At 52.5% G+C, this 19,883-nt stretch carries 17 protein-coding genes; 4 read left to right on the forward strand and 13 right to left on the reverse strand.

Translation table 11 applies throughout. From position 1 onward, the window contains the following. Positions 1-278: 278 nt before the first annotated feature. Together L0666_RS08195 and L0666_RS08200 are read right to left on the reverse strand one after the other, a co-directional pair. Positions 279-2,015: a hypothetical protein gene (locus tag L0666_RS08195; RefSeq protein ID WP_235260216.1), complete on the reverse strand. Its 1,737-nt coding sequence runs from the start codon at positions 2,013-2,015 to the stop codon at positions 279-281. A gap of 844 nt (positions 2,016-2,859) precedes the next feature. Beyond that, positions 2,860-4,206: an NAD(P)/FAD-dependent oxidoreductase gene (locus L0666_RS08200; RefSeq protein WP_235260217.1), complete on the reverse strand. Its 1,347-nt coding sequence runs from the start codon at positions 4,204-4,206 to the stop codon at positions 2,860-2,862. Positions 4,207-4,577: 371 nt separating this feature from the next. On the opposite strand from L0666_RS08200, the gene L0666_RS08205 reads away from it, so the two are divergent. Beyond that, positions 4,578-7,976, forward strand: coding sequence for an ExeM/NucH family extracellular endonuclease (locus tag L0666_RS08205; RefSeq protein WP_235260222.1), 3,399 nt, complete (start codon positions 4,578-4,580; stop codon positions 7,974-7,976). A 153-nt stretch (positions 7,977-8,129) separates the two neighbouring features. On the opposite strand, the gene L0666_RS08210 is transcribed toward L0666_RS08205, so the two are convergent. The 7 genes from L0666_RS08210 to L0666_RS08240 all read right to left on the reverse strand — a co-directional run bounded on the left by L0666_RS08210 (position 8,130) and on the right by L0666_RS08240 (position 13,373). Continuing rightward, positions 8,130-9,200, reverse strand: a complete 1,071-nt coding sequence (locus tag L0666_RS08210) for a murein L,D-transpeptidase catalytic domain-containing protein (RefSeq protein WP_235260224.1) — start codon at positions 9,198-9,200, stop codon at positions 8,130-8,132. Between the two features lie 242 nt (positions 9,201-9,442). Then, positions 9,443-9,757 (reverse strand): hypothetical protein, encoded by a 315-nt coding sequence (locus L0666_RS08215; RefSeq protein WP_235260225.1) that lies wholly within the window; start codon positions 9,755-9,757, stop codon positions 9,443-9,445. A 692-nt stretch (positions 9,758-10,449) separates the two neighbouring features. Beyond that, entirely contained in the window at positions 10,450-11,055 is a 606-nt protein-coding gene (locus L0666_RS08220) for a protein-methionine-sulfoxide reductase heme-binding subunit MsrQ (RefSeq protein WP_235260228.1), read from the reverse strand. 42 nt (positions 11,056-11,097) lie between these two features. After that, positions 11,098-11,958 (reverse strand): NAD(P)H-binding protein, encoded by an 861-nt coding sequence (locus L0666_RS08225; RefSeq protein WP_235260231.1) that lies wholly within the window; start codon positions 11,956-11,958, stop codon positions 11,098-11,100. A 55-nt stretch (positions 11,959-12,013) separates the two neighbouring features. Continuing rightward, positions 12,014-12,505, reverse strand: a complete 492-nt coding sequence (locus L0666_RS08230) for a nuclear transport factor 2 family protein (RefSeq protein WP_235260233.1) — start codon at positions 12,503-12,505, stop codon at positions 12,014-12,016. Between the two features lie 52 nt (positions 12,506-12,557). After that, positions 12,558-13,028: an ester cyclase gene (locus tag L0666_RS08235; protein WP_235260235.1), complete on the reverse strand. Its 471-nt coding sequence runs from the start codon at positions 13,026-13,028 to the stop codon at positions 12,558-12,560. 51 nt (positions 13,029-13,079) lie between these two features. Beyond that, the gene (locus tag L0666_RS08240; RefSeq protein ID WP_235260237.1) at positions 13,080-13,373 is read right to left on the reverse strand and encodes a DUF2218 domain-containing protein; all 294 of its coding nucleotides are present in this window, start codon (positions 13,371-13,373) and stop codon (positions 13,080-13,082) included. 94 nt (positions 13,374-13,467) lie between these two features. Here L0666_RS08240 and L0666_RS08245 point away from each other — a divergent pair, with 94 nt between their 5' ends. From L0666_RS08245 to L0666_RS08255, 3 genes are all read left to right on the forward strand, one after another. Further along, the gene (locus L0666_RS08245) at positions 13,468-14,361 is read left to right on the forward strand and encodes a LysR family transcriptional regulator (RefSeq protein ID WP_235260238.1); all 894 of its coding nucleotides are present in this window, start codon (positions 13,468-13,470) and stop codon (positions 14,359-14,361) included. Between the two features lie 128 nt (positions 14,362-14,489). Continuing rightward, complete coding sequence (locus tag L0666_RS08250; protein ID WP_235260241.1) at positions 14,490-14,660, forward strand: hypothetical protein; 171 nt, start codon at positions 14,490-14,492, stop codon at positions 14,658-14,660. Positions 14,661-14,663: 3 nt separating this feature from the next. Further along, positions 14,664-14,858, forward strand: a complete 195-nt coding sequence (locus L0666_RS08255; protein ID WP_235260243.1) for a hypothetical protein — start codon at positions 14,664-14,666, stop codon at positions 14,856-14,858. Positions 14,859-14,985: 127 nt separating this feature from the next. Here L0666_RS08255 and L0666_RS08260 read toward each other — a convergent pair whose 3' ends face one another. The 4 genes from L0666_RS08260 to L0666_RS08275 are packed head-to-tail and all read right to left on the reverse strand — an operon-like array spanning position 14,986 to position 19,781. Continuing rightward, positions 14,986-16,011, reverse strand: a complete 1,026-nt coding sequence (locus tag L0666_RS08260) for an ABC transporter ATP-binding protein (protein WP_235260247.1) — start codon at positions 16,009-16,011, stop codon at positions 14,986-14,988. Between the two features lie 21 nt (positions 16,012-16,032). Continuing rightward, positions 16,033-17,316 (reverse strand): MGH1-like glycoside hydrolase domain-containing protein, encoded by a 1,284-nt coding sequence (locus L0666_RS08265; RefSeq protein WP_235260248.1) that lies wholly within the window; start codon positions 17,314-17,316, stop codon positions 16,033-16,035. Positions 17,317-17,319: 3 nt separating this feature from the next. Further along, positions 17,320-18,552, reverse strand: a complete 1,233-nt coding sequence (locus tag L0666_RS08270) for a carbohydrate ABC transporter permease (protein ID WP_235260250.1) — start codon at positions 18,550-18,552, stop codon at positions 17,320-17,322. Further along, entirely contained in the window at positions 18,549-19,781 is a 1,233-nt protein-coding gene (locus L0666_RS08275) for a carbohydrate ABC transporter permease (RefSeq protein WP_235260252.1), read from the reverse strand. Before L0666_RS08275 ends, L0666_RS08270 begins: the two co-directional genes overlap by 4 nt. Between the last annotated feature and the right edge of the window lie 102 nt (positions 19,782-19,883).

Raw genomic sequence — 19,883 nt, forward strand, 5'->3', positions numbered from 1 at the left:
GGTCAAAGGTATGTTCACTCAAAGAGCCTGATACAAAAACGGAATTAGTCGACATAAAGTAAACTTTCGGTAGCGCTGTTTCGTTCGTTGCCAAAAGGTTTGAAACCGGCGGCACATGGGCTTTGAGACGTCATACTCAGTTGATAAGATAACTATATTGATGGCTGCAATAGCCGCTTGACCCTATTCGAGCTTCTCGTTCAGGTTGATGAACTGGGTGATCAGGTTTCGGTCTCCGGTATCTACAACTTCGGCTGAGCAGAGACGTAAAAAGGCGTTTACCCGAAGGACATCGCGAGAGCTAAGACAGGAAGCACAGCCAAGAGCATTGAGAGCCCCATGTCGTCTGCGACGTCTAGCATCGGCTCTTCATCGTCCTCAATCGCATCATCTGTTGAAGACGCTGTTTCATGCGCGGAGGCCGAGGCGAATTCGGCCAGCGGTTCAAACGCTGTAAAGTCGTCTTCGTTCGATTGCTCCCCGATAAACGGCGCCAATTGATCTGTGGGAACTACGCCCTTTACGACGACTTGCAGGATTTCGGCGGGATCGAGGCTGACGTTCAACGTTCCATCGTCGTAAACGAGGGTGTGGTCTACTGTTTCTAGCTCTGCGTGGGTCTTATTGTATCCAATGTTTCCGCCCTCTTCGACGCCAAGAATGGTCAGTTCCATTGTGTCGAAATCAACAAGAAGGCTGCTCAGGTCCAAATTGGTTGACGTCACGCCCTCGTGGTTTGTGCCCGTGACATACAGCAAGAGTTCGCCTTCACCCGCAAAACCGTGGACGTTAATATCGCTCAATTCCGCTTCTGTGTGCCGGTCGATATCCGGATGGAAATCCAATAAGGTCTTTCCTGGCAGGTTTTCCGCCATCATCTGAAACATCGCTCCGGGTGCATTTGTTTCAGCGTACTCCCATTTGCTGCTAAGAGAATTGTCAGTCAAGTGAGTCAGTGGCCATACTTGGGCATGATCAACGCCAACTTTGATGAATTCCTCCATGATGTTTAACATCTCTTCGGCTTGATGCAGGCCGTAGTCTTCGTAGCGTTCCAGCTGGTCGGTCACGCCTTTCATGTTCCATTCGGTTACATGGACTTGCATGTCAGGGTATTCTGCCATCCACGTCTCTTCGAGTACGCCAAGGCTCGACTCACGCGACCATTCGTTGGCGTCACCAAGGCTGTAAACATGAGAAATGATGCCATCTACATCGTCGATCGTGCCGTCGTCTTCGAATTGTTTGATAAGAATTTTGTTATGTACATAGCTCCAGTTGACCTGCCCGCTATTGTACAACGCATCAGCATCGAGCGAGAGACCGTAGTCGGAATTCAAGGCATCGATAGCTTGTTCCGGTGTGACGTCGTCATAGTCATCATTCAATCGAGCAGCAGCAAAATTCTGTCCCATTTGAACGGTGATTTGAATATTGCCAGCCTCAGCGTTGTCGACTGCAACCTTGTCCAATTCATCGCGAATTACGTCGGTCATCTCGGATGCGAGGCGACCATATTCGACTGTATTCATATAGCCGGAATGCCAGTATTCGTTCCCGATCTCGAAAGCTCGGATATCAGGTGACCCATATTCACCTGATGCGACATCTCGAACGAAAGTCCGGAGGTCATCTTCGCTGAAATCCGGCCATCTGTTGCCGTCCTCATCAGTCTCTTCGGATAGGTTGAACCGAGTCGGGATGACGACCGACACAGGGTGATCATTGTCCTCGGCATACCCGAAGAAGTCAGACAACGAGATCCAGCTGTTTTCTTCGCCAGTGTTTGCGTCAATGACAGTCTCAGCATTCGGGTTATTAATATCGAAGCATTTCTCAGTCCGAGATCCACCGGGATACCGCAGGGACGTTACACCCAGATCGTTAATGGCTGTATCGTATTGGCCGTCCCCAAATAACTCGCCACTATTGGCCAGAATATTTCCACCAAACAGATCTACGGAAATCTCGTCTCCGACGGTCGATGCAATTTCCAAAATATTCTGGTTTTTCATTCTCTAATTACCCGGGACATTTGGTCAAGCAAGTTAGAAACCGTTTCAGATTTAGCCCTCTGATGAATAAGGGTTAACGTCTGCGTTTCTATGCTTGCGACTATTGTCCTAATTACCGATTAAAATTTTATGTTGCTTCGAATTTGTCGGGCAAAGCAGGCGTGAATGAGCCGGGAATTTGACAATAAGCGGTCAAATTTTGGGTGGGTCTAGTTCATTGAATCTAGGTGATTTTTTCATTTTCTGGTAAAAGTGACCTAGACGTCACTTCTTGGAAATACCGTAATCTTTGCCACATTTTCGTTAAATTTTACCAAGCAGGGCCGGCGCCAGAGTGCCAGTTACTAGAGACTCAGGGAAGAATCGCTATTCCGTTTTGTGGAGATTAGAAACACACTTCTAATTCGTTGCGCAGCGTTTCGCGAAAGCGATGATAAAGTGGTATTGTTAAGCCTTTATAACAATACACATTAGAATTTTGCATCACTTCCGATGTCCCACAGGCGGCCGCGGTTCAGCCCGTGATCACGACTGGGTTTAGATCGGTTGATAGAAGTTAAGGCAAAGATTTGAACGTGAGCATTTATTGTTTACAGATTCGAATATTGGCCGTTCATTTTTGGAACCAGATCACCGTTACAACATGTCTGGCATGACACAATTGGACAGGTGAACAATTTTAGGTTGTGGCGGTGCTCAGGCGAAGACATTCCGCCTAAAAGGTCGTTGATATCACTTCGATTGGGAGCACATTAGGCGGAAATTATGGCAGTGCCAAATTAGGTTTAAGCGCAATATGAGCTAAAATTCACGTTTTGCAGCCCGCATCGGTGTGCCAATTGGATCAAAGGGTCGGCCCGATTTTTAGGCGAGATCCATCAAAAAATCGCGATAACCGGAAACGGTGAAGATCGTGCCCCAGATCATTTCCTGTCACGAGGTCAGCGATTACTCGTCCGAAACCGGGACCGATGCCAAACCCATGTCCCGACATACCCGTGGCAACCGTTAAACCGGGGATGCTGTCGACATGATCCACCACAGGCACCGCGTCGGGCAGGGTGTCGATCATGCCCGCCCACGTTGTTTCGACGCCAACTGCACCAAGTTCCGGAAATGTTTGAGCGAAGAGGTTGGCCAGTTTGGCCACTGTTCCTTTGTGTGGCGCGGGGTTGAGGATGCGCATCGCCTCAAATGGGCTTGGTTTATCGAACCGCCAGCGGCGCGATGTGCCCCAAGCGTCGGGGTATCCACGCGGCGCAAATGGGCGATAATTTGTGCCAAATGGATCGGCCTTCAATTGAGGTAAGTACTTTCTGAATGCGCGAAACGCATCTGGCCCGATAAGCAGTTCATGAAAGGCTTCGGGCGCGAGGTTGTAGCCGCCGTCTTCGCGTCGCCGAAACGCAAACCGATGATCCGCCGCGCAGCCGTTATAAACGTTCTGTACGGCTTGTGTCGCGACGACCGTTGCGCGCACAGAAAGCTGTGGGATGTTCACCCCGTGGCGACGTAAGAAAAGCGAAGACCACGCCCCGCCTGCCAAAACGACCTTGTCACAGGATATCGTTCCTTGCTCGGTGATCACGCCACTCACCGAACCGGTTTTGCGCTCCAACCCTCTCGCGGCGCAGTTTTCAACAATTCTTACCCCGTCCGCTGACGCAGAGCGCGCGATTGCAGGTACCGTAACCCAAGGTTCAGCCCGTAGGTCCGAGGCGGTCCAAAGGGCGCCGTGCCAACGATGTGCTGCACTAGGCAGCATCGCGGCTACCTCCACACTGCTCAGCAGTCGGGTGTCGAGATCGTGGGCTTTGGCATGCGGCAACCATGCTTCGTAGCGGGCCATTTCGGCGGCACCTTTTGCTAAGTACAGAGTGCCGGTTTGAGCCAATCCAATTTCTGCGCGTAGCGCGACGTCCATTTCGCGCCAGATGCGATTGGATTCGATCATAATCGGCAATTCAGCCGGATCGCGCCCTTGTTGGCGAATCCAGCCCCAATTTCGACTAGACTGTTCGGCTGCGATGCGGCCTTTTTCGACTACGACAACACGCAGCCCTTTGCGCGCTATAAACCATGCCGTCATAACACCGATCACACCGCCGCCAATGACAACGACATCCGCCACCGTCGGCAGCGGGCCTGAGTGTTCTACAGGATTTTCAATCCGGATCGGGAATGGTTTCATCGCGCTACGCTCATGCAATTACTTCTAAAGTGCAATGCAATAAGGCCCTCAAATGGATGCCGATGTTCTTAGAAAAACGGGGCAGTCAAAGAATATGGGCCGGTTCAGTTCGATCTTCGCGGGGGCTTGGTGCAATGAAAATGAAGTTGCCCCATTGTCTTTCGGAACAGCCTAGGGTTGTCTGTTGGCTATCGCTGGATGACTTTGCACAGGCTCAACATGGTGTGCAGGTCGCGCAAGCCGATCTTTGGACCGCGCATTTGGCCGTTCCTGCCCAATACTTGGGATGGCTACTTGTTTGTTACGTTCCAACCATACTGTGGTCTTTGCGGTCTGCGTCTCTGCTGGGACCGCCAAATTAGGAGAATGATATGTCGTTGATAATTACAGGTGTTTTGGACGGTCCATTAAGCGGTGGGTTGCCTAAGGCGGTAGAGCTTTTCGTGACTGCCGACATCGCCGATCTCTCAAGTTATGGTTTAGGATCAGCAAATAACGGGGGTGGATCGGACGGAGAAGAGTTTACCTTTCCCGCCGTGGCGGCCGCTGCTGGGTCTTATATCTATGTGGCCTCTGAAACAGTCGGGTTTACCGAATTTATGGGGTTTGCCCCCGATTACACAGCGGGGGCACTGTCGGTGAACGGCGATGATGCGATTGAGCTGTACGCATTTGGATCGGTCAGTGATCTTTTCGGCGACATTAATGTTGATGGAAATGGCCAGCCTTGGGAATACCTAGATGGATGGGCTGCACGAAACCCCGGGTCGACCGCCAGTCCTATTTTTGACGTGGCCGATTGGACCCTGTCGGGAGCAAACGCCTTTGATGGGCAAACGAGTAATGCAACCGCGGCAACGCCGTTCCCAACTGGGTCCTTTGAAAATGTTGTGACGGCACCGACTTTCGTGATTAACGAAATCGACGCAGATCAGGACAGTACCGATAGCCAAGAATTCATCGAGATCTACGATGGAGGAGTTGGTAATGCGTCACTGGATGGGCTGACACTCGTGCTCTTTAACGGGAACGGCGAAGCGAGCTATGATACGATTTCCCTAGACGGGTTCACCACAAACGCCGATGGCTTCTTTGTTGTTGGGTCTGCCGATGTTCCCAATGTTGATCTGGTCGAGTTCACGACTAACGGGCTGCAAAACGGCGCGGACGCAGTTGCTCTTTATGAAGGGACCGCGCCGACCACTGCCACAACCGTAAACTTGGTGGACGCTATCGTTTACGGAACCAATGACGCCGACGACGCTGAGCTTTTGGCTGCTCTCGGCCAAAGCGTTCAAGCGAATGAAAGCGCCAATGGCACGTCGACGTCAGATGCGCTGGCCCGCCAACCTGACGAAACGGGTGATTTCGTTGCTCAAGCCCCGACGCCGGGCGCCAGCAACTTTATAGAGCCACCGGCTGAAATCACACTGATCAGTGAAATTCAGGGCAGCGTCGGAACCGGCGATCTGGATGTGATCGGCGTTGATGATCGAAGCGCGCTAGAAGGTCAGATTGTGACGGTCAGCGCCATCGTCACAGCCGATTTTCAGGATGGCCTGTTTGGCACACAGGGTGATTTGAACGGTTTTTATATTCAGGAAGAAGAAATCGACTACGATTTCAACGACCTAAGTTCTGAAGGCATCTTTATTTTCGATGGCACAGCGCCACTGGTGGACGTGAACATTGGTGATCTGGTCGAAATCACAGGCACCGTCAGTGAATTCTTTGGTCAGACCCAGCTCTCGGCGACGTCCGTGGTCGTGATGGACACAGATCAACCGATACCTCCTGCGATGGACGTCGTGTTCCCGACAGCCAACATCATGGATGATGGCAGCGGTAACTATGTTGCCAACCTCGAAGCATATGAAGGCATGTTGGTTAACGTCGCTCAGGACATGACAGTATCCGAAATGTTCAATCTTGATCGTTTTGGCCAATACAACGTCACTGCCGACGGACGGGTAACTCAGTTTACCCAAAACAATGACCCGGACGCCGAAGGTTATGAACAACACCTACAAGACACAGCGTCCCGCACATTGGTTTTGGATGATGGCTTGTCAGCCCAAAACCCTGACACGCTGAAAATTATCGATGGCAATGACGGTGTGCTCACCGCAGAGGACAGTTTCCGAATGGGAGACGAGATTTCTTCGATCGAAGGCGTCGTGGGGTATTCCTTCGGGGAATTCCGCATAAATGATGCAACCGGTGTCTATGATCAAACCAACCCTCGTGATGAGACCCCAGAAGACATTGGCGGCAATTTCACAGTCGCCAGCCTGAACGTGCTCAACTATTTCACTACAATCGATGAAACCGGCGTCACCACAGACAACGGGTCCGATCCGCGTGGTGCCGACAGCCTTGAAGAGTTCGAGCGTCAGGCCGACAAGCTGGTAAAGGCAATTGTTGCAATCGATGCGGATGTATTGGGGCTTATTGAAATCGAAAACGACTTCGCTGGCGACACTTTTGCGATTAAGGATATTGTCGAACGTGTAAACGCCGACCTTGGGTCGGAAATCTATGCCTTCGCTGATCCGAAACAGGAATTCGTCGGTGGCGACGCTATTTCCAACGGGTTGATCTACAAGGTGAACGACGTCGGCCTTAAGGGCGACATGGCTATACTCGAAACCTTCAACGGACAGAGCTTCCTTGATCCTTTGGGCGCGGGCCGAGACCTGAACCGTCCTGCGATTGCACAGACGTTTGAAGATTTGGACACAGGGCAAACACTCACCGTGTCTGTTAACCACCTCAAGTCCAAGGGGTCGCTATCAGGGCTCGCAGAAGACGAAGCGCAGGGGGACGGTCAGGGTAACAACAATGCGACCCGAACCGAAGCAGCAAGTATCCTTGCTCAGTGGCTGAACGATGATCCAACAGGTCAGGGGTCAGAAAACACGCTGATTTTGGGCGATTTGAATGCCTACGCCAAAGAAGACCCTCTTACGACTTTGTCCGACGCGGGTTTCACAGATCTTGCGGCGACAGAACTGGGCGACGACGCATATTCCTATGTGTTCGATGGTCAGATTGGCACGCTCGATTATGCATTGGCCAATGATGCGCTTGCTGAAAACCTCGCTGGGGTCACGGAATGGCATATCAATTCTGATGAGGCAGATGCGCTGGATTATAACCTCGATTTCGGACGGGACCCGACCCTTTACAGTGATGATAGCCCAGCCCGAAATTCTGATCATGATCCAGTGATCGTTAGCTTTGATTTCGATCCCGTTTACAATCTGATTGCAGGCACAAATCGCAGGGACTTCTTGTCTGGCACTGAAGGTCGCGACCAGATCGACGGTATGAGTGGAAATGATTTCATATTCGCCGCTGGCGGGGATGATCTTATTTTCGGCGGCAGCGGAAACGACAAGATTTTCGCGGGCAACGGGAACGATGATATCGATGCCGGTAGCGGCAACGATTTTGTTTTCGCTGGAGACGGTGATGACGTCATCAGAGCGGGCGACGGCAAACGGGACAAATATTGGGGCGGCGATGGTGCCGACACGTTTGTATTCTCCGCCGAATTTGCCGAGGATCGTACACGCGATAACAGTATCATATTCGACTTCAATGTGTCTGAGGACGTCATCGACTTGGGCGGTGCAGCAATCGACGATGTCCGGGAATATTGGGGCTCGGTCCGGATCTCCCTTGAGGGAGGCAATGATCGTATTACTTTGTTGGGCGTGTCTGATTTTGACGACATCGTCTTTGCAGACGAGTTTGCGATTGCATAAATTCTAAAACGGCCTTGCGCGGTGGAAAATCGCGCAAGGCCCGACTCTTCTATGGAACGCCTCTTTCAGGGAACGACGTATCTTGCGACCCCTGTGCGTTGCGTGGTCCGCCGCGATTTAGCTATCTGATAATCGACAAAGTACATCGAGCCTTCATTGGCAAATCGGTAGGGGGCTGTAACTCGGCGTAGGCAGTGAGGCCCTCCATTCGCGAATAATCGGTTCGAGCTGGCGTCTTGGCCAGAACCTTGGCGCGCCAATTTGGTTAAGGCAGGAGCTGTTCCAGTAGAGACCTTGCTCAGAGAGCGAACGCCCATTGCTCACGGCAGTTCCAACCGCATCAATGTCCCGAGATTCTGGGTAAATATATAGCGAGGTCCTGTTCCCATCGACCAACGAAATGATTTGCTGAGAGACGTCTTCGGACCAGGTCGTGCATCCGTTGCTCCGCCCGCTCGTATAGTCAATCAACCGGCCGAACCGTATAAACCCACTTTCGTCTGCATGCGGGCTGCTCGGCACACTCATCCGGCATTGTGACCGGACAAACGCTGCCATATGGCCGCCAATCGCGCGTTCTCGTGCGTTCGACGTTTCTCTCATTCCGTCAAAGACAAGGAACGTGCGGTTGAACGGCACCGTCTGCCCGTTTTGCCTGATATATCCCTTATGAGACGTGCGCGCTTCCGCTGTGAGGTATGCGCCGCCCATCGTCAGGTTCGACCCCAACGCATTGCTGAAATGCCGCGCACATTCTCGACCATTCGAGAAATCTGCTCCTGGAATGCTGCGTCCGTTCCCGTATCCAGACGACACTGCAGTGAACGAACCCTGTTCTTCACAGACAATGTAATAGCGCTGCGTTGGTGTGCCGTTAGAAGACGTGCTTGGTCGCGTCGCATCCATGGCCATATAGCAAGGGTTGCGAACGCCAGCGCGCCGCCACTGTTGCTGATAGAGATCGCGCGCGCGTTCCAGAACGACAGGTGCAATCTGCCCTTCACCTGTGCCCACATGCTGCTGCAACCACGAGGGGATGTCCCGTGAGATTGACTGCGCCGAAGCCGGCGTTTGAAACGCTAACGCACCCGCAACCATTAACACGAACCGAAGGCTATGAATAAGTCGTTTCACCCTTAGCCCCATACCTGCCGCTCCATCGCCAATATCGCTATAGCGGACCCGTTCATCGCAAACCGTTCCAGTCACTTTCCAACCAATCATGTGGGTCTCCTGCAAATGCTCTCGTTAGGAGCTTAACAAACGCCAACCAGCATTGGACAGTCTTTTGCTACCTGGTTTCCCGACCCCGCTGACAGGCTCACTGATAGCTCTTTAGGAAAGTCTACGGCGAAAGGGTATTAGCACGGGTTCGCAACAAAATCGTTCTTGTACCCCGGGATTGAAAGTCAATTTCGAGAACGAACAAACATTCTAAAGCGGTATGTTCATGCCGAAAACTCCTCTCAAACGTCAGAACGGGTCTGCAATATTTCATCCTGAAGCGAGTTGCGTGCCTCAGCCATCAACGGTTGGTCGTGGACAAAACCAGAAGTCTTGCGCACCGCGTGGCGGGCTTTGCGTTCGACAGTCTTTTGCGCAGAGATCGCAGCTTTGCGGGGTTTGACGACCAGTTTGCGTGCTTTGGGCGGTAATTGATCCAGACCGGACGTCTCGGGCGACGACATCGCAGCATCCGCAGTATCGATCCATTCGTCAAAGCCTTGTCGGGTGCAACAGCGGTGGGCTGCGGGGTTGGAATTGCGCTGCGGTTTGGTCACGCCGAAAGCAAGCCGAGCCCGATCGACACAAGCAAGCCGCCCGCAGGATTGTCACGGACAGTTCCCCAAGCTTTCTGTGCCAGATCGCTCCCTATGTCGGTGGCCGTCTATACCCCGAGCATCTGCAGTTCGGCTCGCAACGTGAGAATTGGCTAGATTAGGTCGATCGAAGAGCTAATGGAGTGGATGGCGAATTGCACTAGGCCGCTGCCATAATCTAACCTGAGCTCTAATTAAGACACCCGCTTCCCCCGATGATGATTGGGGGTGGCGGGAACTGGGGCATTCAGACCGCTCTAGCGAACGAAAACATCTGCAATTACTTAAGGAAAGAGCTGGCTGGGGTGGTAGGATTCCCAGTGGACTTTGTAACTCATTGTGTTTGCAATAAAAAATTTCGAACACTTCACAACGTGATGCAGTTGTGTTGCACATGGGCGGGGTGGTGGTCAATGTTTCACAGCCTGATGCAAAGGCGTGCCGCTATCGAGGGCTTGGGTGATGGTTAAGATGGCGGCGAATATCGTTACTGTGGCTTTGCAATTGATACTGACAGCCCGGCTGACATCGGCGTCGCTATCAACCCATAATCTCCCTCGCGATTGCTTCCAAGTTTCTGAAACGGCCACTGATGATCAACGCAGCGAAGGCAAGCTTGGTTCACAATTGGCATTAGAGAGCGTTTCTGTCGCCTAGGCCAAGCGGGTGCGCTGACGTCGCAGATTGTTAGTAACGCGATACAGCTCAAGCGCGGCGAGTGGGGTGAAATGCACCAGCGCAGCGCCGACGCCACTCCAATCATGCAAAGCGGCCCAGTGGAGCAGCGTTAAGACAGCCGCTGCGTAGACGAAGCGTTGCAGGCTTTTCCATTTCGTGCCTAACGACTTCACCCAGCCGTCTGTGGACGTAACTGCAAGCGGAACAAAAATAAAAAACGCGAGCCAGCCTGTCCAGATATAGAGCTTTGAGATTTCTCCGCCGGTGAACGCCACCAAACCTTCGTCAATTAGATATAAAATTGTATGCGCAAGGGCATAGCCAAACGCCGCAACACCCAAAAAGCGCCGGCGTTTCATCAACCAACGCGGGCCGCGCCAACCTTTGAACAGCATCATCAGCGGCGTGATCATCATTGAGATGATCATGAACCGTGCAGCGAATTCGCCTGTCGGGTGGAGCAGTTGATGCACGGCGCGTGGGTCACCGGTGGTAAGCGCCATAAACATAGGGATCGCTGGTAGGCTGAGGATCGCCCAGAAGGTATAGGGGTGATTGAAAAACGATTTTACGGCCGACATTTCATTTTCTCCGATTTAACATAAAGTTTTTACGTAGCGCGGTTAGGTATCCGTCGCGGACGTCGCCAAATTTTCAAAATATTCATCCCAGCTTTGGTGAGCCCGCCCGACGACGGTTTCGAAGTCGCTTGGTCCGTCATAAATGCCTTGACGGATTCCTTCGTAAATGCCGCCGATGATCGGGCCGATAAAGTCGCCTAATTCCGCCTTACGATCCGCAATGAACGCGTCCGGTGTCATTTCCCGATACTTGAGAGACGTGCCAAATGCGCTGTTCAGATAGTCAGTCAGTTGTGTCTGAGACATCGCCACTCCGTAGAGTTTGAACGTTTGGCTATTAAACTTGTCAGACGTCAAAAGGCTGGTGTAGGCGGTAGCCAGTTCAGCGCGTGTTGTATAGCCGCATTTGCCTGTTCCCGCGCTGTTTGCGATTTCGCCGCGGGCTTTGTAGCTGTCGATATATTCGACGTCAGGTTCAATATAGATCCCGTTTCGTCCGATAGCATATTTAAGCCCGCTTGCCTGCACGTCGGCTTCGGTCTGTCGATTGCTTTGAACCACGGTAGAGAAAGCGGTGCCTTCCTCGACGCCCTGAATACTCGTATAAACGATCTTGCGCACGCCCGCAGTTTTCGCGGCGTTGATAACGTTGCGGTGCTGCTTTATGCGGACTTCTGGCGCGTCCATGCCGGATACGAGAAGAAGGGTATCAACCCCTTGCAATGATTGGCGCAGCTGGGCGAGTTGGTCGTAGTCACCGGGACGAATTTCAATCCCAAGGTCTGGCGCCTTGGCTGGCGTGCGGGCAAGGCCAATGACGGTTTCGCCGGGATGCGTTGCGATCAGCGTGCGGGCGATTTCGCTGCCCAGTTGGCCGGATACGGCTGTTATTGCGATGGTCATGTTGGTCTCCTGGATTGAACCAAGTGGGCGCAGATTGCGCCCACTTGGAGGTGATCTAACCGTGGTAGGCTTGGCTGACGGCGAAACTGTCTTCGAACCAATTCCACAGGACCACTTGGCCATCACGGACTTTGGCGCGCAAGGCAAAGGTGAATTCACCGATCTCCTTGCCGCTGTGGGTCGTTATTCCATTCATGCGGCCGAACACCGCAACGGTATCACCAGACGCAAATGCATCTAAGTTTTCCCATTTGGTGGTTTGAAAATTTGCTGAAAAGACACCAAGGAATTCAAAGATTGCCTCTTTGCCGGCGGTCTCGCCAACCCAGGGTAGGGACGTATCACCTTCGTTGTGCCAGACCATGTCATCCGCCATCAAGTTCCCCATGGTTTCCATATCGCCACTCCCCATTGCGCCCATAAAGGCCATGACGGTGTCAAAGCTTGCTTGTGTTGTTTCGTCCATGTCTTGTGCTCCTGCTTGAGTTCCAAGGATCACCGCAAGCGATGCGCCGAGGGAGGTCGTCAGTAAAGTTCTGCGGTTCATAGTACGCTCCTATGGATTGGACCGGATTTCTCCGGTCCATAGTTCAAGTGGCTTAGTTGCCAGCGAGTTGCTGCAATGCGCCTGCCCAGTCTTCAACGTGGTAAGTCCGAGCGATGAGGCCGTCTTCCAACTCGTGGATATCGATGGTCAGGATGTCAAAGCTTCGGCCTTCGCCATCCACACCGAAGAACGGGGCGACAGGTGTACCGGTCGCACGGCTGCGTACGATCACAGTGTTACCGTCTTGGTGCATGTCCTGAATTTCCCAATTCAGATCAGGCATCAGTTGGGCGAAACCGCCCATTTGGCCTAAAAAGGCGTCGCGCGTTTTGTCGTTTCCGGAATAGTCGCCAACGCTGATCCAGTCTTCGGATGTGGCATCTTGGAATTCAGCGACAAGGTCCTGAGAGCCTGGATTGCTCAGCAGGTCGTAGAATGTTGTGACTGTGGCTGTGTCGTCAGCGAATGCACCTGATGCCAAAGTGGCGAGTGTGGCGGATGCGATAAATGCTTTAAAGGTCATGGGCTTCTCCAGTTTGAGTTTGGGGTGTTGTGGTTGGTTCGTGTTGAATGGTCAGGTGTCAGCAAATGGCCGCCATGTGATTTCGGGATTTTCACGAAATGCGAACCGTTCGAGGTGGCTTGCGATAACGCGTTCGGCCTTGGTCAGATTTGCTTGCGACTGAGCGGTGATAATCAAAGCTAGGGTCGTGTCGTTAGCTTTCAATTCGCACTGTCCGAATGGGAACTTGATTTGCCCTGACTGTGGATCAAATCGCACTTCAGCCTTGTGTCCGAAGTGTTTGCTAAGTTGCTGTAGATATGTGCTTGCGCGCTCTGTTGTGACGTTTGCTGTGCTTGTGATCATTGCTGTCTCCTTTCTGATGAACCTAGAAATAGACAGGCAGCGCCTTTTTGATTATCCCAAGATTAAAGAAATCATTTTTATAGGAATTAGAAAGATGATTGACGATTACCGAAGCCTTGCCGTGTTTGTTGCGATTGCTGATACTGGCAGCCTTAGTGCGGCAGGGCGGCGTCTAAAGTTATCGACATCCGTGATAAGCCATCATCTGTCACGCCTTGAAGAACGGCAGGGCGTGACGCTATTTTTCCGGTCGACGCGGTCGATGTCGTTGACGCCCGAGGGCCAGATTGCCCTTGATCCTGCGCGCCGGATGGTTTCGGCGGGGGAGGAGGCGTTGGATGCGATCCACACAGGAAATGATGAACCTGTTGGTGCTCTTCGGATTGCAATGCCGGCTTTTGGAGAGCAAAGCAGACTTCATCGGGAGATGTGGAACTTTGCCAAAGCTCACCCGATGGTGGCGATTTCACTCGAGTGTAGTGATGTTCCGACAGATTTGATCAAAGATGGCTTTGATTTGGCGATCCGGCTTGGCACATTGAGCACCAGCAGCCTGAAAAACCGAAAGATCGCCAATTTTGACCGACGCCTTGTTGCGTCGCCTGATTATCTTTCTAGGCAAGGATTACCGGAACACCCGCAAGATTTGGCTGAGCACGATTTTATCTCGGTGACGCAAATCCCATCCAGGATGACGTTGGATCGATTGGGGCAGTCTGTCAGCTTTGAACCGACAAACATTCGGGTTGAGGTCAATACAGTGCATGCCGCCAAAGCCGCCGTTCTGACGGGGCTTGGAATTTGGCATCTACCTCTCAGTGAGATCGAGAAAGAACTTGCGAGCGGTGAGCTGGTTCATCTGTTGCCAGGATGGGCGCTACCAGTTCTAGGTATTTATGCAGTTTGGCCGGATATTGGACCACAAAAAGCATTAACGCGACGGCTGATTGATCATCTAGTCGAGCACCGCTCGAAACTCATGTTGTGAATTGGGTGAGTGGACGACCTCCAGCTTTGAGTTTCTTGTTCAAAATCTGACGCACTTTGATACCAGTTCCGTCTGCGACCATTGTCACCTCTAGGGAATCCAATCCGCGTGTGTTTGAAATTTACTTAATGGATGGGGATCGCGGAACGGATCTGTGGGATGTCGTGCGCGAAGCTGGTCAGCCGTGGGGCATAGGGCCATGGAACCCAAATCCGGTTGAGCGCGTTGGAAGCGCGCTGCTGTCTTATGGTGGGGACACAGATGATACGACAAACCCATATGAGGTGCGGCTCGGCTAGTATGTGGACTTGGACTTTGCCGATGACGTGATTGGCATTCAGGTGCTTCGAATTATTAATGCGGATGGTTCAAAGCTGCATCAAATGGGAATCGTGTTGGACAAGCAATCGCAACAGGCAGGCCACGCCGTTTGGTATTATGTTTATAAAGGCGGGCAGTTGATCGGCCAGATGACCAACGGTGGTTGGTCACCGTGAAAGCAGACGTTAAATTGGTTTTGGATTGCTGAACGTGGATGAGGTGGCGGGTGACCAAATTGCTTTATTGAAAAACGGCAAACTTCGGACTGGAACAATCTGCGACTTGCCATTTTTCTAAAGCCGGTCAGAGCGCCAAGTCGTCAGTCCCGAAGAAGTGCAGGTTTTCTTTTTCGAACGACAGGCCAACTGCTTGACCTTCAATGTCTGGCATAGCGCCAGAGCTGCGGACGGTCAGCAAACCAAGTGGGCCACAATCGACATAGTGGAAGAAGTCCGCACCAAGATATTCGCTGACTTGCACGACACCATCGCAGTGTCCGCCACCCGCGTCGCTGATCCCGATATGCTCAGGGCGAATGCCGAGCTGCACGGCGCCAGCGGGTTTTGAGGGGGCTGTGGTGAAGCCTCCGTCCGTGGTACATGGCATCAAGTTCATTTTTGGCGATCCGATGAACTGCGCCACGAACACGTTGTCCGGCTTTTCGTATAATTCACGGGGGGTGCCGACCTGCATGATCAACCCGTCCTTCAACACTACAATCCGGTCGGCCAAAGTCATAGCCTCGACCTGATCGTGGGTCACATAGACCATTGTTGTCTCTAACATCTTATGCAAGCGTGCGATCTCGAACCGCATATCAACCCGCAATGATGCATCCAGGTTGGACAGTGGTTCATCGAACAAGAAACCTTTAGGTTTACGCACGATCGCGCGACCAATAGCCACGCGTTGGCGTTGCCCGCCTGATAGATCCTTGGGGCGGCGATCCATGTAATCATCGAGCTTGAGGATATCCGCGGCATTGCCAACCTTTTCGTCAATCTCGGACTTGGGCGCGCCAGCGGTCATCAAGGCAAAGCCCATGTTCTCACGGACGCTCAGGTGTGGATAGAGAGCGTAGGATTGGAACACCATCGCAAGCTCGCGTTCTGACGGAACCATATGGGTCATTTCGTCGCCATCAAGGTGGATTTGGCCTCGGCTGGTTTCTTCTAAACCGGCGATCATCCGCAACAGAGTGGATTTCCCGCAACCGGACGGTCCGACGAAAATGATCAGCTCACCGTCCTGAATATCTAGGTCGATGCCTTTAATAACTTGCGCATCGCCGAACCATTTTTCGACTGATTTGAGTCTAATAGATCCCATGAGTAAATTCCTTTGTCGGGTTTATGCCGCACCGCTTAATTTTGTTGCGTTTTGCCAAGACAACCAAACCGCTGCCGTCCATGAGAAGTTTGCGCCGACGCAGCCTTCCCCTGTGAGGGGGTCAAAGCATTCCCAAAAACCGGATTTTTCGATGGCGTTGTTCAGGGCATCGCGAATAGTTCGTGCCATTTCGGGTTCACTTTGTTCTTCCAAACCGAGAGCCGTCATGTAGTTCATCTGTGGCCACATCGGTCCGCACCAATACCGCTGGGGTTCAAAGTCCGGCGCATCCGGATCCCAGCTGGGAAGCATATAGGATACTTTGTTTTCGACACGCTGCAGGTGCGCAAGAACTCGTGCCCGTTGTTCCTTCGTTCCTGTGTCAGCGTAAAAACACAAAGCGCTGCAATTGCTAAATCCGTCGGAGAATTTTCCCGTGCGTATGTCTCGGGCAGAAAATGCACCGAGTTCTTCGTTCCAGATGTAGTCTGTTGCAGCTTCACCTTTGGCAATCCATGCGCGGATTTGCTCGCAAGTTTCAACTGGTTCGCCTATCTCTTCGGCCATCGCCAATAGGTCTTTGTCCGCGCGCAATAGAACGAAATGGATGTTTGGGTCGGCCATCAAAAATGGGCCTTCGTTTGTCAGTCGGCGTTGGTCCCATCCGATCCCATCGCCGAAATGAACGATAGTAAGGTATTTGTCGTACTGTTCCTGTGTTGGCCTGTGATGCGGATTAACGTGCTTGTTGTCCATTCGGGTGTATGGAGGCAGGTCTGGCGCGACCTCCATCAGGTCGAGCCCGATGTTCCATTCGGGGCAGTTATCGCGCCCAGTTTCCCACGGATGAACCGTTGCGACGATACCACTAGCGGTTCGGGCATCGTGGAACCATTTGTGCCATGCGAAAATAGCATCGAACACTTCAGCGCGGCGTGCGATTCCCTTTGAGCCTTGAGTGATTTGCCGCACGACAGTTGCCAAAACGGGCGGCTGTGAGACCCCAGTTGAAGGAATGGCGCCGTGCGTTTTACCCCATCGGGAGGGCCCGGGAAAATAGTCTGGGTTGTCATCGCGAAAGATGATGCTCGGGATCATGCCATCTGGCCATTGGCCTTCGATCAATGTCGTGATTTCGCGCCACGCCCGATCCATGTCATAGGTCGCGATGCCAAGAGCGACGAACGCAGAGTCCCAGTTCCATTGATAGGGGTAGAGTCCTGCGGTCGGGATGGTGAAACCGCCGCGGTCGTTTAGATTCAACGTGTTGATTGCCGTTTGTTGCAGGCTTAACTTTTGAGACATAATTTATCCTTTCACGGATCCAGCGGTCAGACCCGCAACAAGGAAACGTTCGAACCACAAAAAGAGGGCCAGCACCGGAACAGTCGCAATTACGGCACCTGCCATCAGGTGTTGGCGTGGAACTTCGGACGAGTTCAATTCTGCAATCCCTCGCGACAGCGTGTAGAGGTCAACGTTGTCGAGGAACATGAAGGCGAAAAGGAATTCGTTCCACGCAATCATGAAGACATAGAGGGCAACCGAAGCCATGGCGGGCAGGGCGAGTGGCATGGTGATTTTACGGATCACGTTCAGGCGGGACAGCCCGTCCATTAGACCCGCTTCTTCCAGTTCGGCAGGGATGCCACGGAAGTAGCCTTGGAGCATGTAGAGCGCGACAGGGATCGTTGTGGCCGGATAGACCAGCATCAGCCCCCAGAGCGTATTTCGCATCCCGAGTTGGCTGAAAATCGCATAGAGCGGGATCACCAATACGATCATCGGTACCATGTAGATCAACAGAATTGAGCGGCTAAGAAAGTTTTGGCCGGGAAATTTCAATCGGGCGACAGCGTAGGCGCCGGGAACCGCGAAGAACAAGGTGATCAGCACTGTTACGACAGAAACCATCGCTGAGTTCATCAGGTAGCTGCCAAAGTGGTATTGGCTGAACAATTCGATATAGCTTCGGAACAGGGCGCTGAACCCTTGCGAAAAGTCGATCGAGAAGTCGAGCGGGTTGGAAAGCAGCAATTGCTGGTTCTTCAGGCTCATCATCACCATTACGAAGAACGGCAAGGCGACGGCGATGGTGAAGGCCACGATCCCGAAACCTTTGATAAACCGTAAGCAGATGACTTCAACGTTATAACGGCGTTCGCGGCATGGACCAAAACCGATAGCATTTAAGTGGATCGCCTGGACTACCAGAAACGCAATGATTGCGGTGAAAATCAATTGCCCGATTGAATACGTCGAAAGCCCTAGCCCCATCGGCGTCGCGCCTGAGCCGACGGTCAGCACCAGAATAAACGCTAATCCCGCCAAAAGGCGGATTCCTACGGTACGTCTTTCGGAACGAAACCCCGTCAGAACGGCAGCTGTGATCAGCCCCGCAATTGCCCCCGCAGTGATTTGAGGTTGAAAAGGTTCACCAGAAATGAACAGCGCGAGAAGCGTGATCAGTAGCGTTGCGATTGCACCCCAAAGGGCTCCAAACAGCAGGCAAAGGTAGAAGATATTACCGAAACGGCTCATGCGTCGTCCTCCGGTGAAAATTTGAAGAAGATGACAGAGAAGAACAACAAAATCAGGAACACGACCACGGCGACGGCGGCACCTGCGCCAAGGTTGGACACGGCGAAGGCCTGTTCGTAGACATTGACCGTTAGCGTCCGTGTACCAGCAGCACCACCTGTTAGCAGGAAGATGTCGTCGAATTTGTTGAACGTCCATATAAACCGCAGCAGGAACAGGACGGCCATAATTCCCATTAGTTGCGGCAGTGAGATAAAGCGGAACTGTTGGATCGGAGTTGCACCATCGATCTCGGCTGCCTCATAGATATCCGTGGACATCGACTGCATCCGCGCAAGGATGAACAACATTGCCAGCGGAAAGTAGCGCCAGATTTCGAAGATGATGACCACCGTCAGCGCAACAGGGAAGTCGAACGTAAGACCGAGAAAATTGATTTCGGCCACCCGTTGCCCAAGGAAACTGATAGGCCCGTCAATTACACCCAATTGCAGGAGAAGAGCGTTCAAAGTGCCTCCGGGTCCTGGGTCCAGTAGCAGCACCCAAGCAAGGGCAACAGCGATGACAGGTGCAACATAGGGCGATAAGTAAAGCCCACGCAGGAAGCTGCGACCGCGGAAGGTCATGTTCATCAGTTGCGCGGCGAACAAGCCCATTACCAGTGCGCCCACAGTTCCGGCGATGGTGTAATAGAGCGAGGCCCAAAGGACCTGCCAGAAGTCGGAAGCGTTAAACACCTTGCGGAAATTCTCGAGCGTGAAATCGTCGTTGGTTAGGATGTTTTCAGGCTCAAACTCAAACGCAGATTCCGTGTCTTTCACGTTGATCGGCTCATCAAGGAACGCCTGTGTCGCGGCGACGTGAACAATGATGTCTTCGCGTTTTCCGGCTTCGTAGTCACCAAGGTCACAGGCGAGGGCGGCTCCATCCAGTGTGCAATGTTCGTCAATTGAAAGAATGTCGAGGGATGCGGGTAGCGTGTCTGTCATGAACACGTCCGCGATATCGCTCTGACGCGATGAATTCCTAATACGGTAACGGATGTCGGCCTCGTCGCCTACGGCTTCAAGGTCACCCATCAAGCGTTCGTTAACGAGGATGGAAGGTGCCCGAAGGTCCCCCAATGTTACAGGTTTGAAACTGATCCAAACATTGGCCACCAGCGGAAACAGAACCACCGATAACACGATCAGGAATGTCGGCAACAGCAGCATGTAAGCGAAACGCATTTCGCGTTTTGCCAGTGGGCCTAGTCCTTTTGGGGGTTTGGGGGCGTTGTCGAGTGACATCAGCGTATCCAGTATTCGTTCGGAAAAGGCGGCGCGGTGTAA

Source organism: Octadecabacter algicola (genome assembly GCF_021532625.1).
Classification (GTDB): domain Bacteria; phylum Pseudomonadota; class Alphaproteobacteria; order Rhodobacterales; family Rhodobacteraceae; genus Octadecabacter; species Octadecabacter algicola.